Annotated in this window: 19 protein-coding genes; 7 read left to right on the top strand and 12 right to left on the bottom strand. The window is 64.1% G+C overall.

Going from position 1 to position 22,974, the window contains the following annotated elements; genetic code table 11:
• Positions 1-33 precede the first annotated feature (33 nt).
• The 9 genes from KW824_RS14125 to KW824_RS14085 all read right to left on the bottom strand — a co-directional run bounded on the left by KW824_RS14125 (position 34) and on the right by KW824_RS14085 (position 9,888).
• Complete coding sequence (locus tag KW824_RS14125; protein WP_218410112.1) at positions 34-1,338, bottom strand: FAD-binding oxidoreductase; 1,305 nt, start codon at positions 1,336-1,338, stop codon at positions 34-36.
• 211 nt (positions 1,339-1,549) lie between these two features.
• Positions 1,550-2,629, bottom strand: coding sequence for a class II fructose-bisphosphate aldolase (fbaA, locus tag KW824_RS14120; protein WP_005332814.1), 1,080 nt, complete (start codon positions 2,627-2,629; stop codon positions 1,550-1,552).
• Between the two features lie 115 nt (positions 2,630-2,744).
• Complete coding sequence (locus tag KW824_RS14115) at positions 2,745-3,908, bottom strand: phosphoglycerate kinase (RefSeq protein ID WP_005332815.1); 1,164 nt, start codon at positions 3,906-3,908, stop codon at positions 2,745-2,747.
• Between the two features lie 66 nt (positions 3,909-3,974).
• Complete coding sequence (epd, locus tag KW824_RS14110; protein WP_005332817.1) at positions 3,975-4,985, bottom strand: erythrose-4-phosphate dehydrogenase; 1,011 nt, start codon at positions 4,983-4,985, stop codon at positions 3,975-3,977.
• A gap of 49 nt (positions 4,986-5,034) precedes the next feature.
• Positions 5,035-5,964 carry an ROK family protein gene (locus KW824_RS14105; protein WP_218410111.1) on the bottom strand — a complete coding sequence of 310 codons (930 nt, stop codon included), beginning with the start codon at positions 5,962-5,964 and terminating at the stop codon, positions 5,035-5,037.
• A 187-nt stretch (positions 5,965-6,151) separates the two neighbouring features.
• Positions 6,152-7,219, bottom strand: a complete 1,068-nt coding sequence (gene hemE / locus KW824_RS14100) for a uroporphyrinogen decarboxylase (RefSeq protein ID WP_218410110.1) — start codon at positions 7,217-7,219, stop codon at positions 6,152-6,154.
• 156 nt (positions 7,220-7,375) lie between these two features.
• A complete protein-coding gene (gene nudC / locus KW824_RS14095) occupies positions 7,376-8,152 on the bottom strand; it encodes an NAD(+) diphosphatase (protein ID WP_218410109.1) in 777 nt (258 codons plus the stop codon).
• Between the two features lie 155 nt (positions 8,153-8,307).
• The gene (locus tag KW824_RS14090) at positions 8,308-8,913 is read right to left on the bottom strand and encodes a TIGR04211 family SH3 domain-containing protein (protein ID WP_025328281.1); all 606 of its coding nucleotides are present in this window, start codon (positions 8,911-8,913) and stop codon (positions 8,308-8,310) included.
• A gap of 153 nt (positions 8,914-9,066) precedes the next feature.
• Positions 9,067-9,888: a potassium channel family protein gene (locus KW824_RS14085; protein ID WP_218410108.1), complete on the bottom strand. Its 822-nt coding sequence runs from the start codon at positions 9,886-9,888 to the stop codon at positions 9,067-9,069.
• A 32-nt stretch (positions 9,889-9,920) separates the two neighbouring features.
• On the opposite strand from KW824_RS14085, the gene KW824_RS14080 reads away from it, so the two are divergent.
• The 3 genes from KW824_RS14080 (at position 9,921) to glnE (ending at position 14,722) form a co-directional block, all read left to right on the top strand.
• Complete coding sequence (locus tag KW824_RS14080; protein ID WP_041205015.1) at positions 9,921-11,171, top strand: methyl-accepting chemotaxis protein; 1,251 nt, start codon at positions 9,921-9,923, stop codon at positions 11,169-11,171.
• 77 nt (positions 11,172-11,248) lie between these two features.
• Complete coding sequence (locus tag KW824_RS14075; RefSeq protein WP_218410107.1) at positions 11,249-11,689, top strand: GNAT family N-acetyltransferase; 441 nt, start codon at positions 11,249-11,251, stop codon at positions 11,687-11,689.
• 138 nt (positions 11,690-11,827) lie between these two features.
• A complete protein-coding gene (gene glnE / locus KW824_RS14070) occupies positions 11,828-14,722 on the top strand; it encodes a bifunctional [glutamate--ammonia ligase]-adenylyl-L-tyrosine phosphorylase/[glutamate--ammonia-ligase] adenylyltransferase (protein WP_218410106.1) in 2,895 nt (964 codons plus the stop codon).
• 67 nt (positions 14,723-14,789) lie between these two features.
• Here the strand turns inward: glnE and KW824_RS14065 are convergent, their stop codons facing one another.
• The 3 genes from KW824_RS14065 to KW824_RS14055 all read right to left on the bottom strand — a co-directional run bounded on the left by KW824_RS14065 (position 14,790) and on the right by KW824_RS14055 (position 20,096).
• Positions 14,790-15,524, bottom strand: coding sequence for an SDR family oxidoreductase (locus KW824_RS14065; RefSeq protein ID WP_218410105.1), 735 nt, complete (start codon positions 15,522-15,524; stop codon positions 14,790-14,792).
• Positions 15,525-15,663: 139 nt separating this feature from the next.
• Positions 15,664-17,811 (bottom strand): AsmA family protein, encoded by a 2,148-nt coding sequence (locus KW824_RS14060; protein ID WP_218410104.1) that lies wholly within the window; start codon positions 17,809-17,811, stop codon positions 15,664-15,666.
• A 137-nt stretch (positions 17,812-17,948) separates the two neighbouring features.
• Positions 17,949-20,096: a prolyl oligopeptidase family protein gene (locus KW824_RS14055; RefSeq protein ID WP_218410103.1), complete on the bottom strand. Its 2,148-nt coding sequence runs from the start codon at positions 20,094-20,096 to the stop codon at positions 17,949-17,951.
• A gap of 180 nt (positions 20,097-20,276) precedes the next feature.
• Here KW824_RS14055 and KW824_RS14050 point away from each other — a divergent pair, with 180 nt between their 5' ends.
• The 4 genes from KW824_RS14050 to KW824_RS14035 all read left to right on the top strand — a co-directional run bounded on the left by KW824_RS14050 (position 20,277) and on the right by KW824_RS14035 (position 22,873).
• Positions 20,277-21,539: an MgtC/SapB family protein gene (locus KW824_RS14050; protein ID WP_218410102.1), complete on the top strand. Its 1,263-nt coding sequence runs from the start codon at positions 20,277-20,279 to the stop codon at positions 21,537-21,539.
• A gap of 80 nt (positions 21,540-21,619) precedes the next feature.
• The gene (locus KW824_RS14045) at positions 21,620-22,210 is read left to right on the top strand and encodes a sugar O-acetyltransferase (protein WP_042648282.1); all 591 of its coding nucleotides are present in this window, start codon (positions 21,620-21,622) and stop codon (positions 22,208-22,210) included.
• Positions 22,207-22,548 (top strand): DUF1294 domain-containing protein, encoded by a 342-nt coding sequence (locus tag KW824_RS14040; RefSeq protein WP_041205006.1) that lies wholly within the window; start codon positions 22,207-22,209, stop codon positions 22,546-22,548. The genes KW824_RS14045 and KW824_RS14040 overlap by 4 nt, the downstream gene beginning before the upstream one ends.
• Positions 22,549-22,660: 112 nt before the next feature.
• Complete coding sequence (locus KW824_RS14035) at positions 22,661-22,873, top strand: hypothetical protein (protein ID WP_005332845.1); 213 nt, start codon at positions 22,661-22,663, stop codon at positions 22,871-22,873.
• The last annotated feature ends 101 nt before the right edge of the window (positions 22,874-22,974 follow it).

Here is a 22,974-nt window from a genome sequence, read left to right as displayed (position 1 = left end):
CCTCCTCCCTGCCGCCAGCCCTCCCCCTTAGACTTACAGCAGATCCTTCATCCGGTGCCACAGCATCCCGAGCGCCAGCAAGGGGGAGCGCAGGGCAGGTCCGCCGGGGAAGGTCATGTGGGGCACGCTACTGAAGAGATCGAAGCCCCGGCTCTCCCCCCTGATCGCCTCGGCCACCAGCTTGGCGGCCATGTGAGTGGCATTGAGGCCGTGCCCCGAGTAAGCCTGGGCATAGAACACATTGGGGTGCTGCTTGAGGCGCCCGATCTGCGGCAGCCGGTTGGCGCCTATGCCTATCATGCCCCCCCACTGAAACTCGATGGCGGTGCCCGCGAGCTCAGGGAAGACCCGCAGTAGCTTGGGCAGCATAAACGCCTTGATGTCCCTGGGATCGCGCCCCGAGTAGTTGCAGGCCCCGCCAAACAGCAGGCGACCATCGGCCGATAGCCGGTAGTAGTCGAGCGCCACGTTCTGATCGCACACCGCCATGTTTTGCGGCAGCAGGCGCTGACGCAGCCGTTTCTCCAGTACCTGGGTGGCGAGTATGTAGGAGCCCGCCGGCAGCACCTTGCCCCCCAGTTCGGGATTGAGCTCATTGAGGTAGGCGTTGCAGCCGATCACCAGATAGTTGGCGCGGCAACGGCCGTGGGCCGTGGTCACCTCGACCCGCTCGCCATACTCGATGTGGGTCACCCTGGAGTGCTCGAAGAGGGCGACGCCCAGGCTGGCTGCCGCACGGGCCTCGCCGAGCGCCAGGTTGAGGGGGTGCAGGTGGCCTGAGCCCATGTCGATCATGCCGCCGATATAGCGATCCGACCCCACCACTGACCTTATTTCCCCCTTGGGGACCAGCCTGAGTTCATGCCGGTAGCCCAGGCTGGCCAAGTGCTCGGCATCCTCCTCAAATCCCTTGAGGTGGCGTGACTTGGTGGCGAGGTCGCAGTAGCCCCAGGTGAGATCGCAGTCGATGTTGAACCGTGCGACCCGCTCGCGCACCAGCTGCACAGCCTCCAGCCCCATCAGGTCCAGCTCGCGCACCCCTTGCTCGCCTATCCAGCGGGCAAACTGGCTGGTGTCGTGGCCGATGCCGCGAATGAGCTGGCCGCCGTTGCGCCCGGAGGCGCCCCAGCCGATGCGGTTGGCCTCAAGCAAGACCACCTTGTAACCGGCCTCGGCCAGGTTGATGGCGGTGTTGAGGCCGGTGAAACCGCCGCCGATGATGCAGACGTCGGCATCCAGCTCACCGCTGAGCTCGGGCCACTGCCTATGGTCGTTGCGGGTGGCCGCGTAATAGGAGGCCACGTGCTCCTGGTGTCCGTTGTGTCTTCCTGTCTGCATGCTCAGCATCCTGCCTTGGTTGCATTTGTTTACTAAATTAAACGCAGTGTCATCGATAATACCCAGCCCAGGGTCACCATTCCAGCCTCCGTGGATCACAGAAATGTAAAAGGTGTCCCGAAGGACACCTTTTGAGGGGCCAGCCGAGGGGCCCAAAATGAAAGAGGCGCCCCGCAGGGCGCCTCTTCAGCAATCAAGATACGGTAACGAATTACAGTACGTTGATGGCGTTCAGGTCGGAGAAGGCTTTCTCCAGACGGGCGATCATGGAAGTCTGACCGGCACGCAGCCATACGCGCGGATCGTAGAACTTCTTGTTCGGCTTGTCAGCACCTTCCGGGTTGCCCAGCTGGCCTTGCAGGTAGGCTTCGTTGGTCTTGTAGAAGTTCAACAGACCTTCCCAGGTAGCCCACTGGGTGTCGGTATCGATGTTCATCTTCACGACGCCGTAGGAGATGGATTCGCGGATCTCTTCCAGGGTGGAACCTGAGCCACCGTGGAACACGAAGTCCAGGGACTTGGCAGGCAGACCGAACTTCTCGGAAACGTATTTCTGGGAAGCGTCCAGGATGGACGGGGTCAGCTTGACGTTACCCGGCTTGTAAACACCGTGCACGTTGCCGAAGGAGGCAGCGATGGTGAAACGCGGGCTGATCTTGGACAGACGCTCGTAGGCGTAAGCCACGTCTTCCGGCTGGGTGTACAGGGCGGATTGATCCATGTGGCTGTTGTCCACACCGTCTTCTTCGCCACCGGTGCAACCCAGTTCCAGCTCCAGAGTCATGTTCATCTTGGCCATGCGAGTCAGGTACTCGCAGCAGATGTCGATGTTCTCTTCCAGAGACTCTTCGGACAGATCCAGCATGTGGGAGGAGAACAGCGGCTTGCCGGTTTCGGCAAAGTGCTTCTCGCCCGCTTCCAGCAGACCATCGATCCACGGCAGCAGCTTCTTGGCGGCGTGGTCGGTGTGCAGGATCACGGGTACACCGTAGGCTTCGGCAACGGCGTGCACGTGCTTGGCACCGGAGATGGCACCGATGATGGCAGCCTGCTGGCCTTCCAGCTTCAGACCCTTGCCGGCGGTGAACACGGCACCACCGTTGGAGAACTGAACGATGACCGGGGCTTTGACCTTGGCGGCAGCTTCCAGCACAGCGTTCACGGAGTCGGTACCGACGCAGTTGACGGCCGGCAGAGCGAAGCCGTTTTCCTTGGCGATGGCGAACACTTTCTGAACGTCATCACCAGTGATCACGCCGGGTTTTACGAAGTCGAAAATTTTCTTAGACATGTTTAATCGTCCTGTCTCGTATGCCGTTAATAAAAAGTGGGGGGTTCATCATGAACCGGCACAGCGGGCACATGATAAACGAAACGGGAGGCTTTTGCCCCCCGTCCCGGGTCAATTAGGCTTTGGCGCGTTCTTCAAGAATCGCGACAGCCGGCAGTACCTTGCCTTCTACGAACTCCAGGAAGGCGCCGCCGCCGGTGGAGATGTAGGAGACCTTGTCGGCGATGCCGAACTTGTCGATGGCGGCCAGGGTGTCACCACCGCCGGCGATGGAGAAGGCCGGGGAAGCGGCGATGGCTTCAGCGATCACCTTGGTGCCTTCGGCGAACTGGTCGAACTCGAACACACCGACCGGGCCGTTCCACAGGATGGTCTTGGCGTTCATGATAATGTCGGCCAGGGCCTTGGCAGAGTCAGGGCCGATGTCGAAGATCATGTCGCCGTCGGTCACATCGCTAACAGACTTGATGGTGGCCGGGGTGGACTCGGAGAATTCGGTGCCCACGACGACGTCTGTGGTCACAGGAATGTTGGTTTCGGCAGCCAGCTTCTTGGCGGTGTCGATCAGGTCGTGCTCGCACAGGGACTTGCCGACGTTGTGACCGGCAGCGGCGATGAAGGTGTTGGCGATGCCACCACCGACCACCAGCTGGTCAGCGATCTTGGAGAGAGATTCCAGCACGGTCAGCTTGGTGGAGACCTTGGAGCCGCCAACGATGGCAACCATGGGGCGCTCGGGCTTCAGCATGGCCTTGCCCAGGGCGTCCAGTTCACCGGCCAGCAGCGGACCAGCACAAGCAACCGGTGCGAACTGGGCAACACCGTAGGTGGAACCTTCGGCACGGTGAGCAGTACCGAACGCATCCATTACAAAGACGTCACACAGGGCGGCGTATTTTTTGGCCAGCTCTTCGGTGTTCTTCTTCTCGCCTTTGTTAAAACGGCAGTTTTCCAGCACAACCAGCTCACCGGCGGCGACGTCTACGCCATCCAGGTAATCCTTGGCCAGGCGGACCGGGCAGGACAGAGCGTCTTTCAGATAGTTGACTACCGGGGCCAGGGAGAATTCTTCGTTGTATTCACCCTCGGTCGGACGACCCAGGTGGGAGGTGATCATCAGCTTGGCGCCCTTTTCCAGAGCCAGCTTGATGGTCGGCAGCGTCGCCACGATACGTGCATCGGAAGTGACCTTGCCGTCTTTTACCGGCACGTTCAGGTCAGCACGGATCAGAACGCGTTTACCCGCCAGATCCAGGTCGGTCATCTTGATAACAGACATATTCAGTCCTCTATATATTTTCAGGTAATGTTAAAAAAACAGTAACCTTGCGCCCGGTGCAGACTCTCAGCCTGCGGCCATCATGGCCCGGGTGGTATCCAGCATGCGGTTGGCGAAGCCCCATTCGTTATCACACCACATCAACATCTTGACGAGGTTGGCATCGCTCACCCGGGTCTGGGTACCATCAATGATGCAGGAGTGTGCATCATGATTAAAGTCTACGGAGACCAGCGGCTCTTCCGTGTAGTCCAGGATACCCTGTAATGTACCTCTGGATGCCCGTTGCAGTGCTTGATTTACGTCACTAACTGTCACTTTTTTACGAACAGTAATGCTCAGATCCATGGCGGTGACGTTGATGGTCGGCACCCGTACCGCGATCGCCTCGAACTTGCCGGCGAAGTGAGGAAGGATTCGCTCCAACCCCTTTGCCAGCTTGGTATCCACCGGGATGATGGACTGGCTGGCGGCCCGAGTTCGACGCAAGTCGCTGTGATAAGCATCGATGACTTGCTGATCGTGCATGGCCGAATGAATTGTCGTAATAGTACCACAATTTATCTCGAATTCTCGATGCAATGTTTCGATGACGGGCACCACGCAGTTGGTGGTACAGGAGGCATTGGAGACGATCCGCTCCCGCCCCGTCAGCACCTGATGGTTCACCCCGTAGACGATGGTTGCATCCACATCTGCATCCGCTGGATGGGAGAACAACACCTTGCCCGCTCCCGCCCCCAGATGCAGTTCGGCATCGGCCCGGGAGCCGAACACCCCGGTGCAGTCCAGCACCACATCCACCCCCAGCGCCCGCCAGGGTAGCCGCGACGGATCCCGCTCGGCGAACAGGGAGATGAGATCCTCCCCCACCAGCATGCTGCTGCCGGCCAGCTGCACCGGGTAGCGGAACCGGCCGTGGCTGGTGTCGAAGCGGGTGAGGTGCACCATGGCCTCGGGAGCCGCCAGTTCGTTGATGGCGACTATCTTAAGCTGGTTATCGCGGCCGCTCTCGTAGAGGGCGCGCAACACGTTGCGACCGATGCGCCCGTATCCGTTGATGGCAATCTTGATCATGAAAAATCTGTGTCCTTACCTGCGACAAAGTGACGGGTCCCTGACTGGTTCACGACAGCAGGGCCTCCTGGAAGACGCCCCTGGCCAGCAGCGCGGCCCCGAACACACCGGCACTGTCTCCCAGGGCCGGGGCAATGAGGGGGGTGGCGAAGCGGGGGTTGAACAGAAATGGCAGTACCGTCTGCCGACCGACGCTGTAGAGGCTCTGCACGTTACCCACACCGCCACCGATGACGATAACGTCCGGATCCAGGATGTTGACCACGTTGGCCAGGGCCTGGCCGAACAGCAGGTGCAACCGGTCCATGGTGAGCTTGGCGACGTGGTCGTGAGCCGTCGCCGCCGCTATCTGGGCCAGTGACAGATGACGCCTGGCCTTGGCCTCATACCAGGCCTCCAGCGCCGGGCCGCTGATGAAGGTCTCGACGCAGCCGCGCTTGCCGCAGTAGCACTCGGGGCCGTCGGGAGAGAGCACGTTGTGGCCCCACTCCCCGGCGATGCCGTGATGGCCGTTGAGGATCTGGCCGTTGATGACAATGCCGGAGCCCACCCCTGTGCCCATGATGATACCGAACACCACCTTGGCATCGGGATGGTGCTGGCGCACCGCCCCCAGATGGGTTTCCGCCAGGGCGAAGCAGTTGGCGTCGTTGGCGATCAGCACCGGAATGCCGAGCCGGCGCTCCAGATCTTCCTTGAACGGCTTGCCGTTGAGCTCTGTGGTGTTGCAGTTCTTCATCAGCCCGGTCTGGGGATCCCGCGCCCCCGGGGTGCCCATGCCGAGGATGGCGGGACGGTGGCCGAGCCGCTCGGCGCACTCGTCCACCAGTTTGGCGATCTGGCCTATCATGTGCTCGTAACCGCCACGGCGCTCGGTGGGGATGCGATGGCGCAGCAGCACCTCGTCACCCTCGAGTACCACGCATTCGCACTTGGTTCCGCCAAGATCGATTCCCCAGTCCCATGCACTCTTGCCCATCCTGCCTCCTGCCATGTTCGACGACGCCCTCACCCGGTCGTCAGGAGGTGCACTCGTCCATCCTGTCCGCGACCGTGCTCAGTGGTGGTGCAGTGTAACCCGAGCGGTGACCAGGATGCAGCCCCCGCGAGGCCGGGCAGCAAAACGGGGCCCGCAGGCCCCGTTCTCATCGTGCTGTCTGCCGCGCTCAGCGGCCGTGGTACTGAGCCGACAGCTCGTGCACCGCATTCACAAACACCCCGGCGTGCTCCGGGTCCACATCCTGATGGATGCCGTGGCCCAGGTTGAAAACGTGGCCGTTGCCGTGACCGAAACCGGCCAGGATGGAGGCGACCTCTTCACGGATGCGGGCCGGGGTGGCGTAGAGCATGGAGGGATCCATGTTGCCCTGCAGCGCCACCTTGTCGCCGACCCGGCGCTTGGCGTCCGCGATATCGGTGGTCCAGTCCAGACCCAGCGCATCGCAACCGGTGGCGGCGATCTGCTCCAGCCACTGACCACCATTCTTGGTGAACAGGGTGACCGGCACGCGGCGACCGTCGTGCTCGCGGATCAGGCCGTCGACGATCTTGTGCATGTATTGCAGGGAGAAGTCGCGGTAGTCGCGCGGGGTGAGCACGCCGCCCCAGGTGTCGAACACCATGACCGCCTGGGCACCCGCCTTGATCTGGGCGTTGAGATAGGCAATCACGCTGTCGGCCAGCTTGTCGAGCAGCAGGTGCAGGGTTTGCGGCTCTGCATACATCATCTGTTTTATCTTGGTGAACGCCTTGGAGCTGCCCCCCTCCACCATGTAGGTGGCCAGGGTCCAGGGGCTGCCGGAGAAGCCGATCAGCGGCACTTCGCCCTTGAGCTCACGGCGGATGGTGCGCACCGCGTTCATCACGTAGCCGAGTTCATCTTCCGGATCCGGCACCGGCAGCGCCTGCACATCGGCCATGGAGGTGATCGGACGCTCGAAGCGCGGGCCTTCACCCTGCTCGAAGTAGAGACCGAGCCCCATGGCATCGGGCACGGTGAGGATGTCGGAGAAGAGGATGGCGGCATCGAGTGGATAGCGACGCAGCGGCTGCAGGGTGACTTCACAGGCCAGCTCGGCGTTGCGGCACAGGGACATGAAATCCCCCGCCTGGGCGCGCGTGGCCTTGTATTCCGGCAGATAGCGGCCAGCCTGGCGCATCATCCATACCGGCGTCATGTCCACTTCCTGGCGCAGCAGGGCACGCAGGTAACGATCGTTCTTCAGCTCTTTCATCCCAGTTCCTGAGTTCATATCCAGCATAAAATGGCGGATATGATACCACTTTGTGCAAGGCTAAGGGCGGCACAAACGCGCCGCTAGCTCGCCGGAGTGCAAAGATGTGAGGGGGCGCAAACATGGGCCCTGCTTTTCAGGAGACGCCGCCCCTCATCACGCCTCTGCGAGGCACAGCTCGATCAGCCGCCGTGCTATGGTGCCGTGGGGCGGCAGCCGTGGCAGCCGGTCCGCCTCGAAGAAACCGGCGGCCACCAGTTCGTCGTCCTGCACCTTGATCTCGCCGCTCTGGTAGTCGGCGACAAAGCCCATCATCAGGCTGTGGGGGAAGGGCCAGGGCTGGCTCGCCACATAGCGCACGTTGCACACCCGGATGCCGCTCTCCTCGAACACCTCCCGCGCCACGCACTGCTCCAGGTTCTCCCCCGCCTCCACGAAGCCCGCCAGCACCGTATACATGGGATCCTCCGCCTGATAGTGACGGCGATGGGCCGCCAGCAGGATCGCCGGGCCCTTGCGCACCGCCACTATGATACAGGGGGAGATGCGCGGGTAGACGACGTGACCATGCAGGCACCCTTGCGCCCACTCCCTCGCCTTGGGGGTCATGGGGGCGCCACATTCGCCGCAGAAGCGATGGGTGCGGCGGAAGGTGGCCAGCTGCCAGGCGCGACCGGCGAGGCGAAACCCCTCTTCGTCCCCCGCCACCATCAGCTGGCGCAGCCCCGCCAGGGGAGGGCTCTCGGCATCCGGCCCCAGATCCAACAGATAACAGGGCAGTCCGTCCCACTCATCGAAAGACTCAAAATGGGCGGAGTGCAGATGGACGGGCAGGCAGGCCCTGGGGCCATGGGGGATCTGCCCCCGTTCATCCAGCAGGACGAGGTGATCGCCCCCCAGCACGAACCAGCGGGCCTGTTCGGTTGATGACATATGTTGAAGGCTCTTGTTGAGAAGGGTGCGCAGGGCACGGGTCTTGGGCTCATCTTACGGCCGCAGAGGCCCCCTGGCGACCCCTGACATGGTCTATGCGCCCCCATGAAAAAAGGCCGCCGTGGCGACCTTTCTCTTGGCGATCGCCCGGGCGATCAGTTCATCCAGCGCTCGCTGCTCTTGCGACGACGGGGCAGCATGGGGAGGAGAATGCCGAGCAGTATGCCGCCGAGCACCATGGCACCACCGCGGATGAACCAGTCCATCTGCATGTCGTGCTCCTGGTTGTCATAGCTCTGAGTCAGAGCGTCGTTCTGCTCCTTGAGGCTGCTCATCTCGGTGCTCTGGCTGGCGAGCTGGGCCTTCAGGCTGGCGATCTCCTTGCTTTGCTCGGTGATCTGGCCATCCTTCTCGGCGAAGCGTCGCTCGTTGTCGCCATTGAGGTTCAGCAGACGGGCCTTGGCCTCATCCAGCTCTTTCTGAACCTGGGGCAGGCGCTCGCGCAGGCTGATCTCCGCCTGCAGCTCGCTGTTCTTGATCCAGCCTTCACGACCACGGCCGTCCACCACCTGGGTGAAACCGGCGTCGTTGTTCACCGCCTTGACCTCCAGCGGCTCACCAGCCTTGACGCTGCCGAGGATCCGGTACTGGGTGCCAGGACCGTTGTGGATATAGGTAAAGATGTTGTCTGAGACATAACGGGTATCGGCCAGTACCTGTTGGGCACACAAGCAGATCAAGATCCCGAGAAGGGCGCGCATGGTCGATCGATTCTCTTCGTTGAATTAGGTTGCAGGCCGAATGTTAAGCCGCCAGCGGGTCAAAGGACAAGCAAAGAAAAGCGGCGCCCCCCTGACTGAGAGGCGTCTCACCGTCTCTCCCGTTTGCCACGCGACCATTCCAGACGCCGCAGGCTACTTCTGTTGCAATGCCCTCACCTCGGCACGCAGGGCCTTCAGCTCCTGCAACAGTTGCGCCTGCTGCTCGCTCTGCTGGCGTCGCCACAGGGTGGTGTCGTCGTTGGTCTTGCCGGGATGCACGAACAGGCTGGCCATGAAACCGCTGAGGGCGCCAAACAGACCCACACCAAACAGGATGAGCAGGCTGGCGACGAAGCGCCCCTCCTCGGTCTTGGGTACCAGATCCCCGTAACCCACGGTCGACAGCGTCACAAGCGTCCACCAGAAGGCGTCATAGGGGGTCTGGATCAGGCTGCCTGGCTGGCCCGTCTCCAGCCAGTACATGATACCGGAGCCCACCCCCAGCAGCAGGAAGAAGAGGAACAGAATGCCGGACAAGGTGGTTTCGTTGCGCTCCCGGCGAAACATGCCCAGCAGATCCGGCCTGTCTCGCAGCAGCTGATAGACCCGCCACAGCTGGATCAGCCGCGCCCAGCGCAGCTGTTCCACCATGGGCAGGCTGCCCGGCAGATAGAACCAGTTGGCCTTGAAGAAGGCCATCCGATTGGGGGCCCGCACCCAGCCGTAGGCGAAGTGGGCGAGGAAGAAATAGCAGATCAGGCTATCGACGTCATAGAAGAGTTGCAGGGTCTGCGGGCTCCACTCACTGCGACCCCACCAGCGGGCGAAGACCAGAGAAACGGAGATCACCGACAGAAACGCCATCAGCAGATCCATGGCGCGCAGGTGAGTTAAGTGATGTCGCATACAATTTCCTACTTTAGGCACGGTGCGAATTAATAAAAAGGAAGATAATGCCGATATCCCTGAGGACAAAGGAAAACCGGCCATTAAGAAGGAGAAAGATTATGCAGTTAAACTCGCTGGAGAGGCGAATGAGCAACATCCGGTTGGTGCCCAAGGTGGTGCTGCTCATGGTGTTCAGTACGCTGCTCTTGCTGGCCAAGCTCTGGTTCGATGCCAGCAACCTGGAAGCCACCCTGCTCGGCGAGGGCATAGACGCCACCAAGGCGAATGCCATTGCCGATCGTCTGCTCTGGACCGGTCTGATGGAGACGGCGCTGATGGGGGTCGTCTTCGTGGTGCTGCTGCTGACCGGCTCCCGGCTCATGGTCAAGCAGGTGCACTATCTGGTGGGTCTGCTGGAGCGCTTCGCCCGCAAGGATCTCAGCCACAGCGTGCTGCTCAAGTCCCGGGACGAGTTCGGGGACATCGCCAAGGCGGTCGCCCATTCCCAGGATAACCTCAAGGAGGTGTTCGGCACCCAGCGCGCCGCCTGCAAGGAGCTCAATGACATCGCCTCCCAGGTGACGCTTTGCATGGAGGAGGCGAACGAGGCGATCAACGAGGAGTTCACCCAGATAGAACAGCTCGCCAGCGCCATGAGCCAGATGGTGGGCGCCATTCGCGAGGTGGCCAACCATGCGGAACAGGCCTCCCACGCCACCTTTGATGCCAGCGCCCTGGCCGAGGAGGGCAGCCGCTGTGTGGCCGCCACCGTCAGCACCATAGACACCCTCTCCGGCAACATTCAGCGCTCCTCTGCCGTGGTCAACGAGGTGGAGCACGGGGTCGATCGCATCGGCTCAGTGGTGGACACCATCCGCAGCATCTCCGAGCAGACCAACCTGCTGGCTCTGAACGCCGCCATCGAAGCCGCCCGCGCCGGCGAGGCGGGGCGTGGCTTCGCCGTGGTCGCCTCCGAGGTGCGCGAACTCGCGAACCGGGCCCAGGCCGCCACCGTCGAGATCCAGAAGATGATCGAGCTGTTGCAGGGCAATGCCCGCCAGGCTGTCGGCCTGATGGCCGAGAGCGTTCAGCAGGCGGACAAGGGGGTGGCGCAGGTGACCCAGGCCGGCGATCAGCTCGCCACCATAGTGCAGCGGGTGCAGGGGGTGGCCGACATGAACCGCCAGATCGCCGCCGCCTCCGAGCAGCAGAGCTCGGTGGCAGAAGAGATGAACGCCAACCTGGAGCAGGTCAAACAGGTGGTGGAAGGCTCCGTGGTGGTGCTGCGGGAGCTGAAAGATGCCTCCGAACTGGTGGAGCACCACAGCCAGACGCTGGACAATCATATCCAGGCCTTCAAGCTGGCCTGAGGCCGTGATTTGAGTAAACTGGAAGGCCCCGCAAGGGGCCTTTTTCATTTCATCTCATGTCACGGCAAGGAGCCAGGATGCAACACACCCAATCCCCACTGGAGATCAGCGACGACAAGGGACGCCTCGATGTCCCGCTCATTCACCGTTTCCTGTCCGAGGAGGCCTACTGGAGCCTCGGCATTCCCCTCTCCACGGTGCAACGGGCCATCAATCATTCCCTGTGCTTCGGCGGCTATGTCGACGGCCAGCAGGTGGCCTTCGCCCGGGTCATCACAGACCGGGCCACCTTCGGCTATCTCTCCGACGTCTTCGTGCTGCCCGAGCATCGCGGTCGCGGCCACAGCAAGGCGTTGATGGCGGCCATTGTCGATCATCCCGCCTTGCAGGGGCTGCGCCGCCTCATGCTGGCCACCTCGGATGCCCAGGGCCTCTATGCCGGTTTTGGCTTCGCGCCACCCCGCGCCCCCGGCAGCCTGATGGAAAAGTACGACCCCGAGATCTATCGGCGCCCCTGAGCCCGCGCCGGCGGCCCATTTTCCCCGCTGGCTCATGCTTCTCTCTCCCGGGCTGTGACGCGGGCACGGGACAATGCTAGATTGGCTGCCGGTGTTTTCATTCCCTCTGCAGACCCGTTAATCACAAGGACGGCAACCGTGGCCCAGCATTCCTCTTCTCTTCCCCCATCTCCGGCATTCCTCCCCGCGCTGTCACCCCTGCTGCAGGATCAGTCCGGGCGCCAGTGGCAACGGCTGGTCGAGCTGGCCCCCGAATATGGCAATTTGCCAGCGATGGAGCAGCAGACCCTGCGGACCCTGTTTGGCCTCTCCGATTTCGTCGCCGACTCCCTCATCAAGCAGCCCGAGCTGCTGGCGCAGACCCTGGCCTCCGGGGATCTGACGCTGTCCGAGCGCTGGCCCGCCTACGAGGGCGATCTGGCGGCCCTGCTCGCCGAAGTCCATGACGAGGAGGCGCTCAAGCGCGTGCTGCGCCAATTCAGGCGCAGCCGCATGCTGGTAATCGCCTGGCGCGAGCTGCTCGGGGAGTCAGAAGTCGAAGAGAGCTTTATCCATCTCACCAGGCTCGCGGACGCGCTGATCTGCGGCGCCCGGGACTGGCTCTACGCCAAACAGTGCGCCGAGCTCGGCACGCCAATGGACGGCAACGGCGACCCCCAGCCCCTGCTCATCCTCGGCATGGGCAAGCTGGGTGGCGGCGAGCTGAATTTCTCCTCAGACATCGACCTCATCTTCACCTTCCCTGACAACGGCTACACGGTCGGCGGGCGGCGGGAGCTCGCGAACCAGCAGTTCTTCATCAAGCTGGGGCAGCGCCTCATCAACGCCCTGCACCAACCCACCCAGGATGGTCAGGTGTTTCGGGTCGACATGCGGCTGCGCCCCTTCGGCGAGGCGGGGCCGCTCGCCATCTCCTTTGCCGCCATGGAGGACTACTACCAGCACCATGGCCGCAACTGGGAGCGCTACGCCATGGTCAAGGCGCGGGTGCTGGGGCCCCAGTGCGAATACGCCCAGGCCCTCACCGAGCTGCTGCGCCCCTTCGTGTTCCGCCGCTACATCGACTTCGGCGTCATCGACGGCCTGCGCCAGATGAAGGCCATGATAGCCGCCGAGGTGCGCCGCAAGGGGCTGGAGGGCAACATCAAGCTGGGGGCCGGTGGCATCCGCGAGGTGGAGTTCATCGCCCAGGCGTTGCAGCTCATTCGTGGCGGTCGCGAGCCCGCCCTGCGGGTGCGCCACCTGCCCGAGGCCCTGGCGGCCATAGCCCAAAGCGGTGCCCTCGACGACGAGCGTTGCGCGCGCCTGCTCCAGGCTTATCGCTTCCTGCGCCGGGTCGAGAACATATTGCAGGAGATCGGCGATCAGCAGACCCAGACTCTGCCCACAGAGGAGCGGGATCGTCAGCGACTGATCGCCGCCACCGGCTTCGCCGACTGGGAGCGCTTCATGACGCACCTCGACGAGGAGATGGCCATAGTCCATCAGGAGTTCGTCGCCGTGGTGGGGGAAGAGAAGGAGGCCCCCGCCCACCTGGAACAGCTCTGGCTCGATCTCTGGCGCACCGAGCTCGATGCCGCCGAGCTGGAGAAGCTGCTCACCGCCCAGGGGGTGACCGAGCCTGCGCCGCTTTGCGCCGCTCTGTTGCGCTTCAAGGAGGAGTACAAGCGCCGCCAGGTCGGCCCCCAGGGGCGCATCGCCCTGGACTGGCTGATGCCTGAGCTGCTGCGACTGGTGGTGGCGAGCCGAGAGCCCGCCCGCCTGTTCGAGCGGGTCTGCACCCTGCTGACCCGCATCTTCACCCGCAGCGCCTACCTGCAGCTGCTGGCGGAGAACCCCGCCGCCCTGCGCCAGCTGGTGCGCCTGTGCGACGAGAGCAACCTGGTGAGCGAGCAGCTCGCCCGCTACCCCATACTGCTGGACGAGCTGCTCGATCCCCAGCACCTCTACCACCCCACCCCGCTGGATCAGTACAAGCCCCAGTTGCGCCAGTTCCTGCTGCGCATCCCCGAGGAGGACGTGGAGCAGCAGATGGAGGCGCTGCGCCAGTTCAAGCAGGTGCAACTGCTGCGCATCGTCGCGGCCGACATCGCCGGCGCCCTGCCGCTGATGAAGGTGAGCGACCACCTCACCTGGCTGGCGGAGGCCATCACCGAAGAGGTGGTCAATCAGGCCTGGGCCCAGATGAGCGAGCGCTACGGCGTGCCCCCCGAGGTGGCGCTGAGCGGCCAGCGCGGCTTCGCCGTGGTGGCCTACGGCAAGCTCGGTGGCATCGAGCTCGGCTACGGCTCGGATCTCGACCTAGTGTTCCTGCACGGCGGCGACCCCAACAGTTACACCGACGGGCGCAAGCCCATCGACAGCCGCCAGTTCTACCTGCGCCTCGCCCAGCGGATCCTGCACCTGTTCAGCACCCGCACCCCGTCCGGGATCCTCTACGAGATCGACATGCGGCTGCGCCCCTCCGGCGACGCTGGCCTGCTGGTCTCCTCCCTCGCCGCCTATGAGCAGTATCAGCAGCACGAGGCCTGGACCTGGGAGCATCAGGCCCTGGTGCGAGCCCGCCCCATCTATGGTGATGAGGCGGTGATCGCCGAGTTTGCCCGCATCCGCCGCGCCGTGCTGGCCAAGGATCGCGACCTGCCGACCCTGGCCCGCGAGGTGCGCGAGATGCGCCACAAGATGCGGGATCACCTGCTGAAAGCTGGCGAGGGGGAGTTCGACCTCAAACAGTCCCCGGGCGGCATGGTGGACATCGAGTTCATCGCCCAGTACCTGGTGCTGGCTCACGCCTGCGGCGAGCCGGAGGCCCTGACCCGCTGGTCGGACAACGTGCGTATCTTCGACGAGTGCGTGATGGCGGGGGTGTTGACCCTGGAGCAGGCGGAGGGGCTCAAGCACGCCTATCTGGAGATCCGCAACCAGGGCCATCGCCTCAACCTCTCGGAGATCTCCCGCAAGGTGGGAGACGGCCAGTTGCTGACCGAGCGGGGCCATGTGCTGGCGGTCTGGCAACAGCTGCTTGGGGAGTAAGGATCCCACCACAGCAGCAACAAGGGGCGCCATGGCGCCCCTTGTTGTACCCACCCTCGGGTCAGGGTCAGCGCCCGCCAGCCACGTCGATAAAGGTACCTGTGGCGTAGGAGGCCTCGTCCGACAGCAGCCAGGCGATGGCGGCGGCCACCTCGCGGGGTTCGCCGCCCCGTTGCAGCGGAATATGGCTCTTGACCCTGTCTACCCGGCCGGGCTCGCCGCCGTCCGCATGCATGTCGGTGTAGATGAAACCCGGACGCACGCCGTTGACCCGGATCCCCTGGGCTGCCACCTCCAGAGACAGCCCTCTGGTCAGCACGTCTATGGCCCCCTTGGCGGCGGCATAGTCCACATACTCCCCGGGGGAGCCCAGGCGCGCGGCGGCGGAGGAGACATTGACGATGGCGCCCCCCGCCGTCATGCGGCGCACCGCCTCGCGGCAGCAGAGAAAATAGCCGGTGACATTGGTGGTCAGGGTCTGGTTGATCCGCTCTGCGCTCATCTCCAGCACTCTCATCTGGGGCAGCAAGATGCCAGCATTATTGACCAGATGAGTGATGGTGCCGAGCCGCGCGTCCATCTCCTCGAACAGGCGCACCACCTCGGCCTCCACGCTGACATCCGCCTGCACCGCTATGCAGGAGACCGGGTGCTGCGCCCGGATCTCGGCCACCAGCGCCTCGGCACTGGCCCTGTCATGGCGATAGTTGAGGCAGAGGTGATACCCCTGCCCCGCCAGATAACGGGCCGTCGCGGCCCCTATGCCTCTGCCGCCGCCGGTGATCAGCACCCGTTTGTTCATGAACCCTCCTGGTTCCCGGTTTCGATGACTGCCACGGATATTACCCCATGTTCCTGACCAGGCCTCGCCCCATGATGACCTGCGTCACAACAAAGAGCCCGCACGGGGCGGGCTCTGGATGGCATCAGCGGGAGGCGGGCTATTTGAACAGGCCCTTGAGCAGCTGGTCGGCTACCCCCTTCACCCCTTCGTCGTCGGCCTTGTCGCCCAGCAATTTCTTGAGGCCGCGCTCGGCCTCCTTGCGGGCCTTCTCCTCCAGCACCTTGTTGTTGCTGAGCAGTTCCTTCACGTCGAGCCGGTAGCTCGGTGCCTGCCAGTGGCCGCCGATGCGCACCGGAATGGTGACGTCCTTGAGCTCATCCACGCTCTTGCCCCCCTGCCCCTTGCTGCTCTCCACCACTGAGGTGAGGAACAGGAAGTCGAGGGTCTCGGGCACCAGGGCGGTCTGGCCCTGGCCCTTCACCCGCAGGGCGGGGGCGAGCAGCTGGATGTCGTCGCTACGCGCCACGCCATTGGCGATCTGGAAGCTGGCGGTCAGGGCGCTGAAGTCGGTCTTGCGCGCCTCCTTCACCTGATCCGCCCCCTTGCCGGTCAGCGTGGCCCGCGCCTCACGGATCATCTCCGCCAGGTTGATGCCATGCAGGGCACCGTCGCTCAGCCTGAGGCTCACCTTGCCCTGCATCTGGCTGCGCAGCGCCTGCTCGGAGAGACCGATGCCCTGCACCTGCACCTCGAGATCCCCCTTGCCTTCCAGTCGATCGTTCTGGGCCAGGGTCTGCAGCAGCGGGCGAATATCCACCCCCTGTATCCGCTTGTGTACCTGATAGCGGGCGGGTTGCTGGCGGGCATCGAGCATGCCATTCGCCGTCACCCGACCACCGGCCACCCCGGCGCCGAACTGCTTGAGGTTGAGCTGGCCACCGGCCAGGGCGAGCTGCAGATCCACGGCGTTGAGATCCAGCCCCTTCAGCCGCAGGCTACCCAGTTGCAGCCGACCGGCCAGATCCACCGCCTTGAGGGCGGCGAGATCGGGCTCCATGGTGGAGAGCGCCTTGGTGGCGGCAGCCTGCGCCTTCGCCCCTGCCGGAGCAGCCGCCCCCGAGGTGGCAGCAGCGGGCGCGGCCTTGGCCGGCTGACCGAGCCAGCCGTCGAGATCGAGTTTCTCCCCCTTGAGGTCGAACTCCACCCTGGGCACGACCCCCAGCCGCACGGTGCCGTTGCCGCTGAGCAGGGCGTCATCCGCCCCCATCACCAGATTGCTCAGGGTGACGTTCTGTTTGTCGAGCTCCGCGCGGGCAAAGCCTGCCAGCTTGAGCTGCATCTGCGGGCGTGGCAGGGTATCGCCGCTGAGCTTGGCGGCCAGCACCGCATCCGACACCTCCACCAGTTGCAGCCCCTGATCGAGCCGCGCCTTGAGGGTGCCCTCCAGGGTACCGGCCAGGGTCGGCTTGTCCGCCGCCCCCTGTGCGCCGCTCAGGTTAAGGGTCAGGCTGCTCCACTGCCCCAGCGCCAGCCGATCGGCTTTGAGGGTGAAGGCATCGAGCCGCTGCGATGGCTGGCTCAGGCTGCCGCTGAGGCTGAGATCCTTCAGCTCGCTGGCCTTGGCCTCCCGAGCCAGCTTGAGCTGGGTCTGCCCCTTGAGATCAAAGGTCAGCTCCCCGCGTGCGCCCTTGGCGGCCAGGGTCACCGGTACCCACTCACCCGGGGTCAGCTGTCCCAGATCGAGGTCGAGCCGGTCGAGACGGGAGACGGCGCCGCTGCGATCGTCTCGCACCAGGGCGCTGGCCTCGACCAATGCCACCCCTTGCAGGCTGATCTGCCAGGGCTTCTCGTCGCTGGCGGCAGCAGCGGCAGGCTGGCTCTCGCTGGCTGAGGGTTGTTTGTCGGGAGCAGAGGCCTTGACCAGGCCATTCAGGTTGGAGCTGCCATCGGCCCGAGTCTGGATAAAGAGATGGGCGCCACTGAGCGTCACCTTGCCGATCTCCAGCCGGTGGGAGAGCAGCGGCAGCAGGGCGACAGAAGCATCACCCTGCGCGAAGCGGAGCAGGTCAGGCTCGGCAAACCCGGCGGGGTTGCGAAGCTGCACCTTCTCGAGAGAGAGACCGAGGCTTGGCCAGAAGCGCCAGCCGATATCCCCTTCCATCACCAGCTCGCGGCCCGTGCTCTTGCGCACCTGCTCCGCCAGTTGGGGCTTGAATTGATTGGGGTCAATCAGGGACACCAGGGCGGCGATGGCCACCACGGCGGCCAGCGCCAACCCCAGCAGGATGTAGATGATCTTCTTCACGACGAACTCCTCAATGCAGATCCTGTGGCTGACTATACCACCGCAGGCTGTACCGATCCCAAAACGGGCAAATGGCGAGACAGGGATGGTCGCGGCGGCCGCCCCATCAACGAAAAGGGCCCCGCAGGGCCCTGGTCTCACTGGATGGTCGGCAGTTGCCGGTAGCCCATCTCGTACAAAGTGAAGGCATAGATGTCCGCGCTCTGCTCGATAAGCTTCGCCACCGGCGTGCCCGCCCCGTGCCCGGCATTGGTCTCGATGCGAATGAGCTGGGGATGGGAGCCGGCATTGTCGGCCTGCAGGGTGGCGGCAAACTTGAAGGAGTGAGCTGGCACCACCCGATCGTCGTGATCCGCCGTGGTCACCAGGGTCGAGGGGTAGCTGACCCCGGGCCGCACCCGGTGCAGCGGCGAGTAGCCCTTCAGGTAGTCGAACATCGCCTCGCTGTCGGCGCTGGTGCCGTAGTCATAGGCCCAGCCCGCCCCGGCGGTGAAGGTGTGGTAGCGCAGCATATCGAGCACCCCCACCGCCGGCAGGGCGACCCGCATCAGATCCGGCCGCTGGGTCATGACAGCCCCCACCAGCAGACCGCCGTTGGAGCCACCGCGGATCGCCAGCCGGTCGGTGCGGGTGTAGCCCTCGGCCTTGAGGTACTCGGCCGCCGCGATGAAGTCGTCGAACACGTTCTGCTTGTTCATCCTGGTGCCCGCCAAGTGCCAGGCCTGGCCGTACTCGCCGCCCCCGCGCAGGTTCGCCACCGCATAGACGCCCCCCAGATCCAGCCAGTTGGCCACCGACACGCTGAAGCTCGGGGTCAGGCTCACGTCGAAACCGCCATAGCCGTAAAGGATGGTCGGGTTGCTGCCATCGAGCTTGAGCCCCTTGCGGTAGCTGATGATGAGCGGCACCCGGGTGCCGTCCTTGCTCTGGTAGAAATGCTGCTCGGAGATGTAATCCTCTGGCTTGAACGGCGCCGCCGAGGCGCGATAGAGGCTGATGGCCCCGCTCTTTGGCTCGAACCGGTAGAGGGTGGGCGGCTGGGCATAGTTCTCGAAACCGAAGTAGAGGGCGGGATCATCGTGCTTGCCGTTGAAGCCGCTGACGCTGCCAAGGCCGGGCAGCGCCACCTCGCGCACCCGCTTGCCTTCGTAGTCGAACTGCTCGACCCGGGCGGTGGCATCCACCATGTACTCGGCGAACAGATAGCCGCTGCCGCTGTGTACCGTCAGCACCTGTTGGCGCTCGGGGATGAGATCCCGCCAGCGGGCCGGCCCCGGGTTGGCGGCGTCCACCGTCACCAGCCGGCGGTTGGGGGCGTCCCGGTTGGTCAACAGGTAAAGGGTGCTGCCCTGGTTGTCCACCAGGCTCACGTCCGCCTCCAGATTTCCCTGCACCGTCAGCAGCGGCGCGTTCTCCTGGCTCAGATCCTTCACGTAGAGGCGGTTGCCGGAGGTGGAGTTCGCCGCCGAGATAAGCAGGAAGCGGTCATCTTCGGTGACGCTGGCCCCCACGTAGCGGTGGTGCTGGGCCGGGATGGCGCCGAACACCAGCCGGTCATCCTCCTGCGCCGTGCCGAGCCGGTGGAAATAGACCTTGTGCTGATCGGTCTTGGCCGACAGCTCGCTGCCATCGGGCTTGTCGTAGCTCGAGTAGAAGAAGCCCTCGCTGCCGAGCCAGCTGATGCCGCTGAACTTCACGTCCTTGAGGGGCGCCTCCAGGGGCTGTTTGCTCTCCACGTCCATCAGGTGGATCTCGCGCCAGTCGCTGCCGGCCAGCGACAGGGAGTAGGCCAGGATGCGGCCGTCCCGGGAGAAGCTCAGCTGATCCAGCGCCGTGGTGCCATCGGGGCTGAGGGTATTGGGATCGAGGAACACCTCGGCCGGCTTGCCCTCCAACTGGCGCCACAGCACGTTCTGGTTCTGCAGGCCGTCGTTCTTGAAGAAGTAGTGGTAGCGCCCTTCGCGAAACGGCGCCCCCTCCTTGGCGTAGTTCCAGGACGAGGCGAGTCTCTCCTTGATGGCGGCGCGATATGGGATCTGTGCCAGGTAGTCCTGGGTCACGGCGTTCTGGGCCTTGACCCAGGCTTCGGTCTCGGGGCTGCGATCATCCTCCAGCCAGCGATAGGGGTCGGCCACGGCCTGGCCGAAGTAGTGATCCACCTGCTCACCCTGGCGGGTGACGGGGTAGTGAAGGCGGGTTTTCCCTGACATGGCATCCTCTTCGGTTGACTGGCCACTGCACGCACACAGCAGTGACAGAGCCAGCAGGCTGACAATGGCTCGCATCGAGACGGCTCCCTGCGATTTCGGTTAAGCGGGCAGGTTAGCAAAGAGTGCCGGACGGCCCAACCCCCCAACGGGTCCACCCTCACCAGCCAAAGCCTGCGTCTGCTCTGTGAGCCAGCTCCCCCTGCCCGGGAGCGGTCTGTGCCATCCTGACATGGAGAACAATGAGAGGAGAGCAGCATGTGGATCGAGGCGGAGCCCGTCTATGGCGCCCTGGTGTCACTGGCCATCGGGCTCATCATCGGACTGGAACGGGGCTGGCAGGTGCGCCAGCTGGGAGACAACCAGCGCATCGCCGGGATGCGCACCTATGGTCTCATCGGTCTGCTCGGCGGGGTGTGCGCCCTGCTGCTGCCCACCCTGGGCGCCTGGCTGGCCCTGCTCGGCCTGCTGGCGGTGGTGGCAGGCTGCGGTCTCTCGGTCTGGCTGGCCCAGCGCTGGCAGGGGGAGTTTGGCCTCACCAGCTCGGTGGCCATGGTGCTCACCTATCTGCTGGGGCTGATGTCCGTGTTGCAGAGCCCGAGCGAGGCGGTGGCCTGTGCCGTGCTGGCGGCGCTCTTGATGGGGCTCAAGGGCAAGATCCAGCAGGGCATGCTGTTCTTGAGCGAGACGGAATTTCACGCCACCCTGCGCTTCCTGCTCATCTCCCTGGTGCTGCTGCCCGTGCTGCCCGACGTCGAGATGGGCCCCCTCAACGCCTTCAACCCCTTCAAGATCTGGCTGATGGTGGTGGTGATCGCCGGCATCTCATTCTCGGGCCACTTCGCGGTGCGCCTGCTCGGCACCCGCGCAGGTCTGGTGCTCACCAGCATGCTGGCGGGGCTCGCCTCCTCCACCGCCCTCACCCTGCAATTTGCCCGCCTCAACAAGGAGCAGCCCGGGCTGGAACGGCTGCTGGCCACCGGCATCCTGCTGGCGGGTGCCACCATGTGGTTGCGACTGCTGGTGCTGGTGCTGCTCATTCACAACGAGCTGGCCATGCGCCTGGCCCCCCCCCTGCTGCTGCTGGCGGCCACCGTCTACGGTTTCGCCTTCTGGTTCTGGCGCCAGCGTGAAGAGATGACAGACAACCCGGTGCAACCCGAAACCCGCAACCCGCTGGATCTCGCCACCGCCATCAAGTTCGGCCTGCTGCTGGCCCTCATCGGTTTCATGGCCACCCTGCTGCAGAGCAAGGTGGGCAACTCCGGGGTCTATCTGCTGGCGCTGGTCTCCGGCATCACGGACGTGGACGCCATCACCCTCTCCCTCTCCCAGCTCTCCCACAAGGAGTTGGCCCTGGAGGTGGCGGCCCGGGCCATTCTGCTCGCCGGCCTGGTCAACTCCCTGGTGAAGGGACTGCTGGCGCTGGTGATCGGCGGCCGCCGTCTGGGGCTGAGGGTCATGCTGCCCTACCTCCTCTCCATCCTGCTGATCCTGCCCCTCATCTGGCTAGGCAACTGACCCGACCACCAGGACGCGCCTGACGCCGCCGGCGTCGCTGGCGTATACTGGCGCCTCTTGGCACATGAGAGGAGGTGAGCATGGCAAGCGACTGGGACAAGGTACTGGCGGGGGGCGCCCTGAACAGCCAGAGCGAGGAGATAGCGAACGACCGGATCCGCGGCCAGGCCCTGCTGGCGCAACTCAACGCCACACCGGCGGGGGATCACGAGGCGCGTCAGCGTCTGTGCGCCGAGCTGTTCGGCCACTGCCCGGACTCCTGCTGGATCAGCACCCCCTTCACCTGCGAATTCGGCCGCAACATCCATATCGGCGAGAAGACCTTCTTCAACTTCAACATCACCATTCTCGACGTGGGCGAGGTGCACATCGGCAGCCATGTACTGCTGGCCCCCAACGTGCAGATCTACACCGCCACCCACAGCATGGATTATCTGGAGCGGCGCAACTGGACCGCCTACAACAAGCCGGTGCGCATCGGCGATGACTGCTGGATTGGCGGCGGCGCCATCATCTGCCCCGGCGTCACCATAGGGCCGCGCACGATCATAGGTGCCGGCGCCGTGGTGACCCGGGACATACCGGCAGACTCCTTGGCGGTAGGCAACCCGGCCAGGGTCATTCGCACCCTCTGCCCGGACGAGCCCCGGGATCCGGCGCTGCTGTCATGATGGCCCTGGCACTGCTGCCCCTCATCTGGACCGCCTGGCTTGGCATTCAGGAGGCCAACTGGTGGCCGCTGGTCCTGATCACCACCATGAGCCTGCTCACCGTGCTCGCCTATGCCCACGACAAGCGCCAGGCCATACGCGGCGGCTGGCGCATTCCGGAATCCCGCCTGCACCTGCTGGAGTTGCTCGGCGGCTGGCCCGGCGCCCTGGTGGCTCGCCACTGGCTACGCCACAAGACCCAGAAGGGGAGCTACCGGCGGGTGTTCTGGTTTATCGTGCTGCTGCACCTCACCCTGTGGGGACTTTGGGTCGGCCGGCCGCTCTGGCAGGGGGGCTGAACTGGCAAGCCCCAGGCAATGCCCGTGCAGGCATTGCCGCCAATGGATCGTTGTGAGACAACAAGATCCTTGGGGCGGATCGTCTCGTTTCTACATCGACAAGGAGTCAGTTATGACCATGTGGACAGGCATAGTCCTGATCGTCTTCATCAGCGTGTTGTTCGGCTATCTCGGCAAACGCGCCCGCTATCAGCTGGGGGACGCCCGCATCACGGATCGCCTCGGCAAGCAGGATCTCATCATCAGGGAGTTGCAGGAGCGGGTCGCCAATCTGGAGGCCATCGTCATCGAAGAGGAGAAGCGCCGCCCGTTCAAACATCTGTGAGCCGGCAGCGATGGCGGCAAACCGACCAGCGCCAGAGCTGCAAGGGATTGCCGCTTTCCTCAACACTTGCCCCTGCCCCCTACGGCCTTCAACACTAAATT

It is taken from the genome of Aeromonas sp. sif0611, from assembly GCF_019218845.1.
In the GTDB taxonomy this organism is placed as follows: Bacteria; Pseudomonadota; Gammaproteobacteria; order Enterobacterales; family Aeromonadaceae; genus Aeromonas; species Aeromonas media.
The sequence above is the reverse complement of the archived record's forward strand: the minus strand, read 5'-3'. Positions and strand labels throughout refer to the sequence as shown.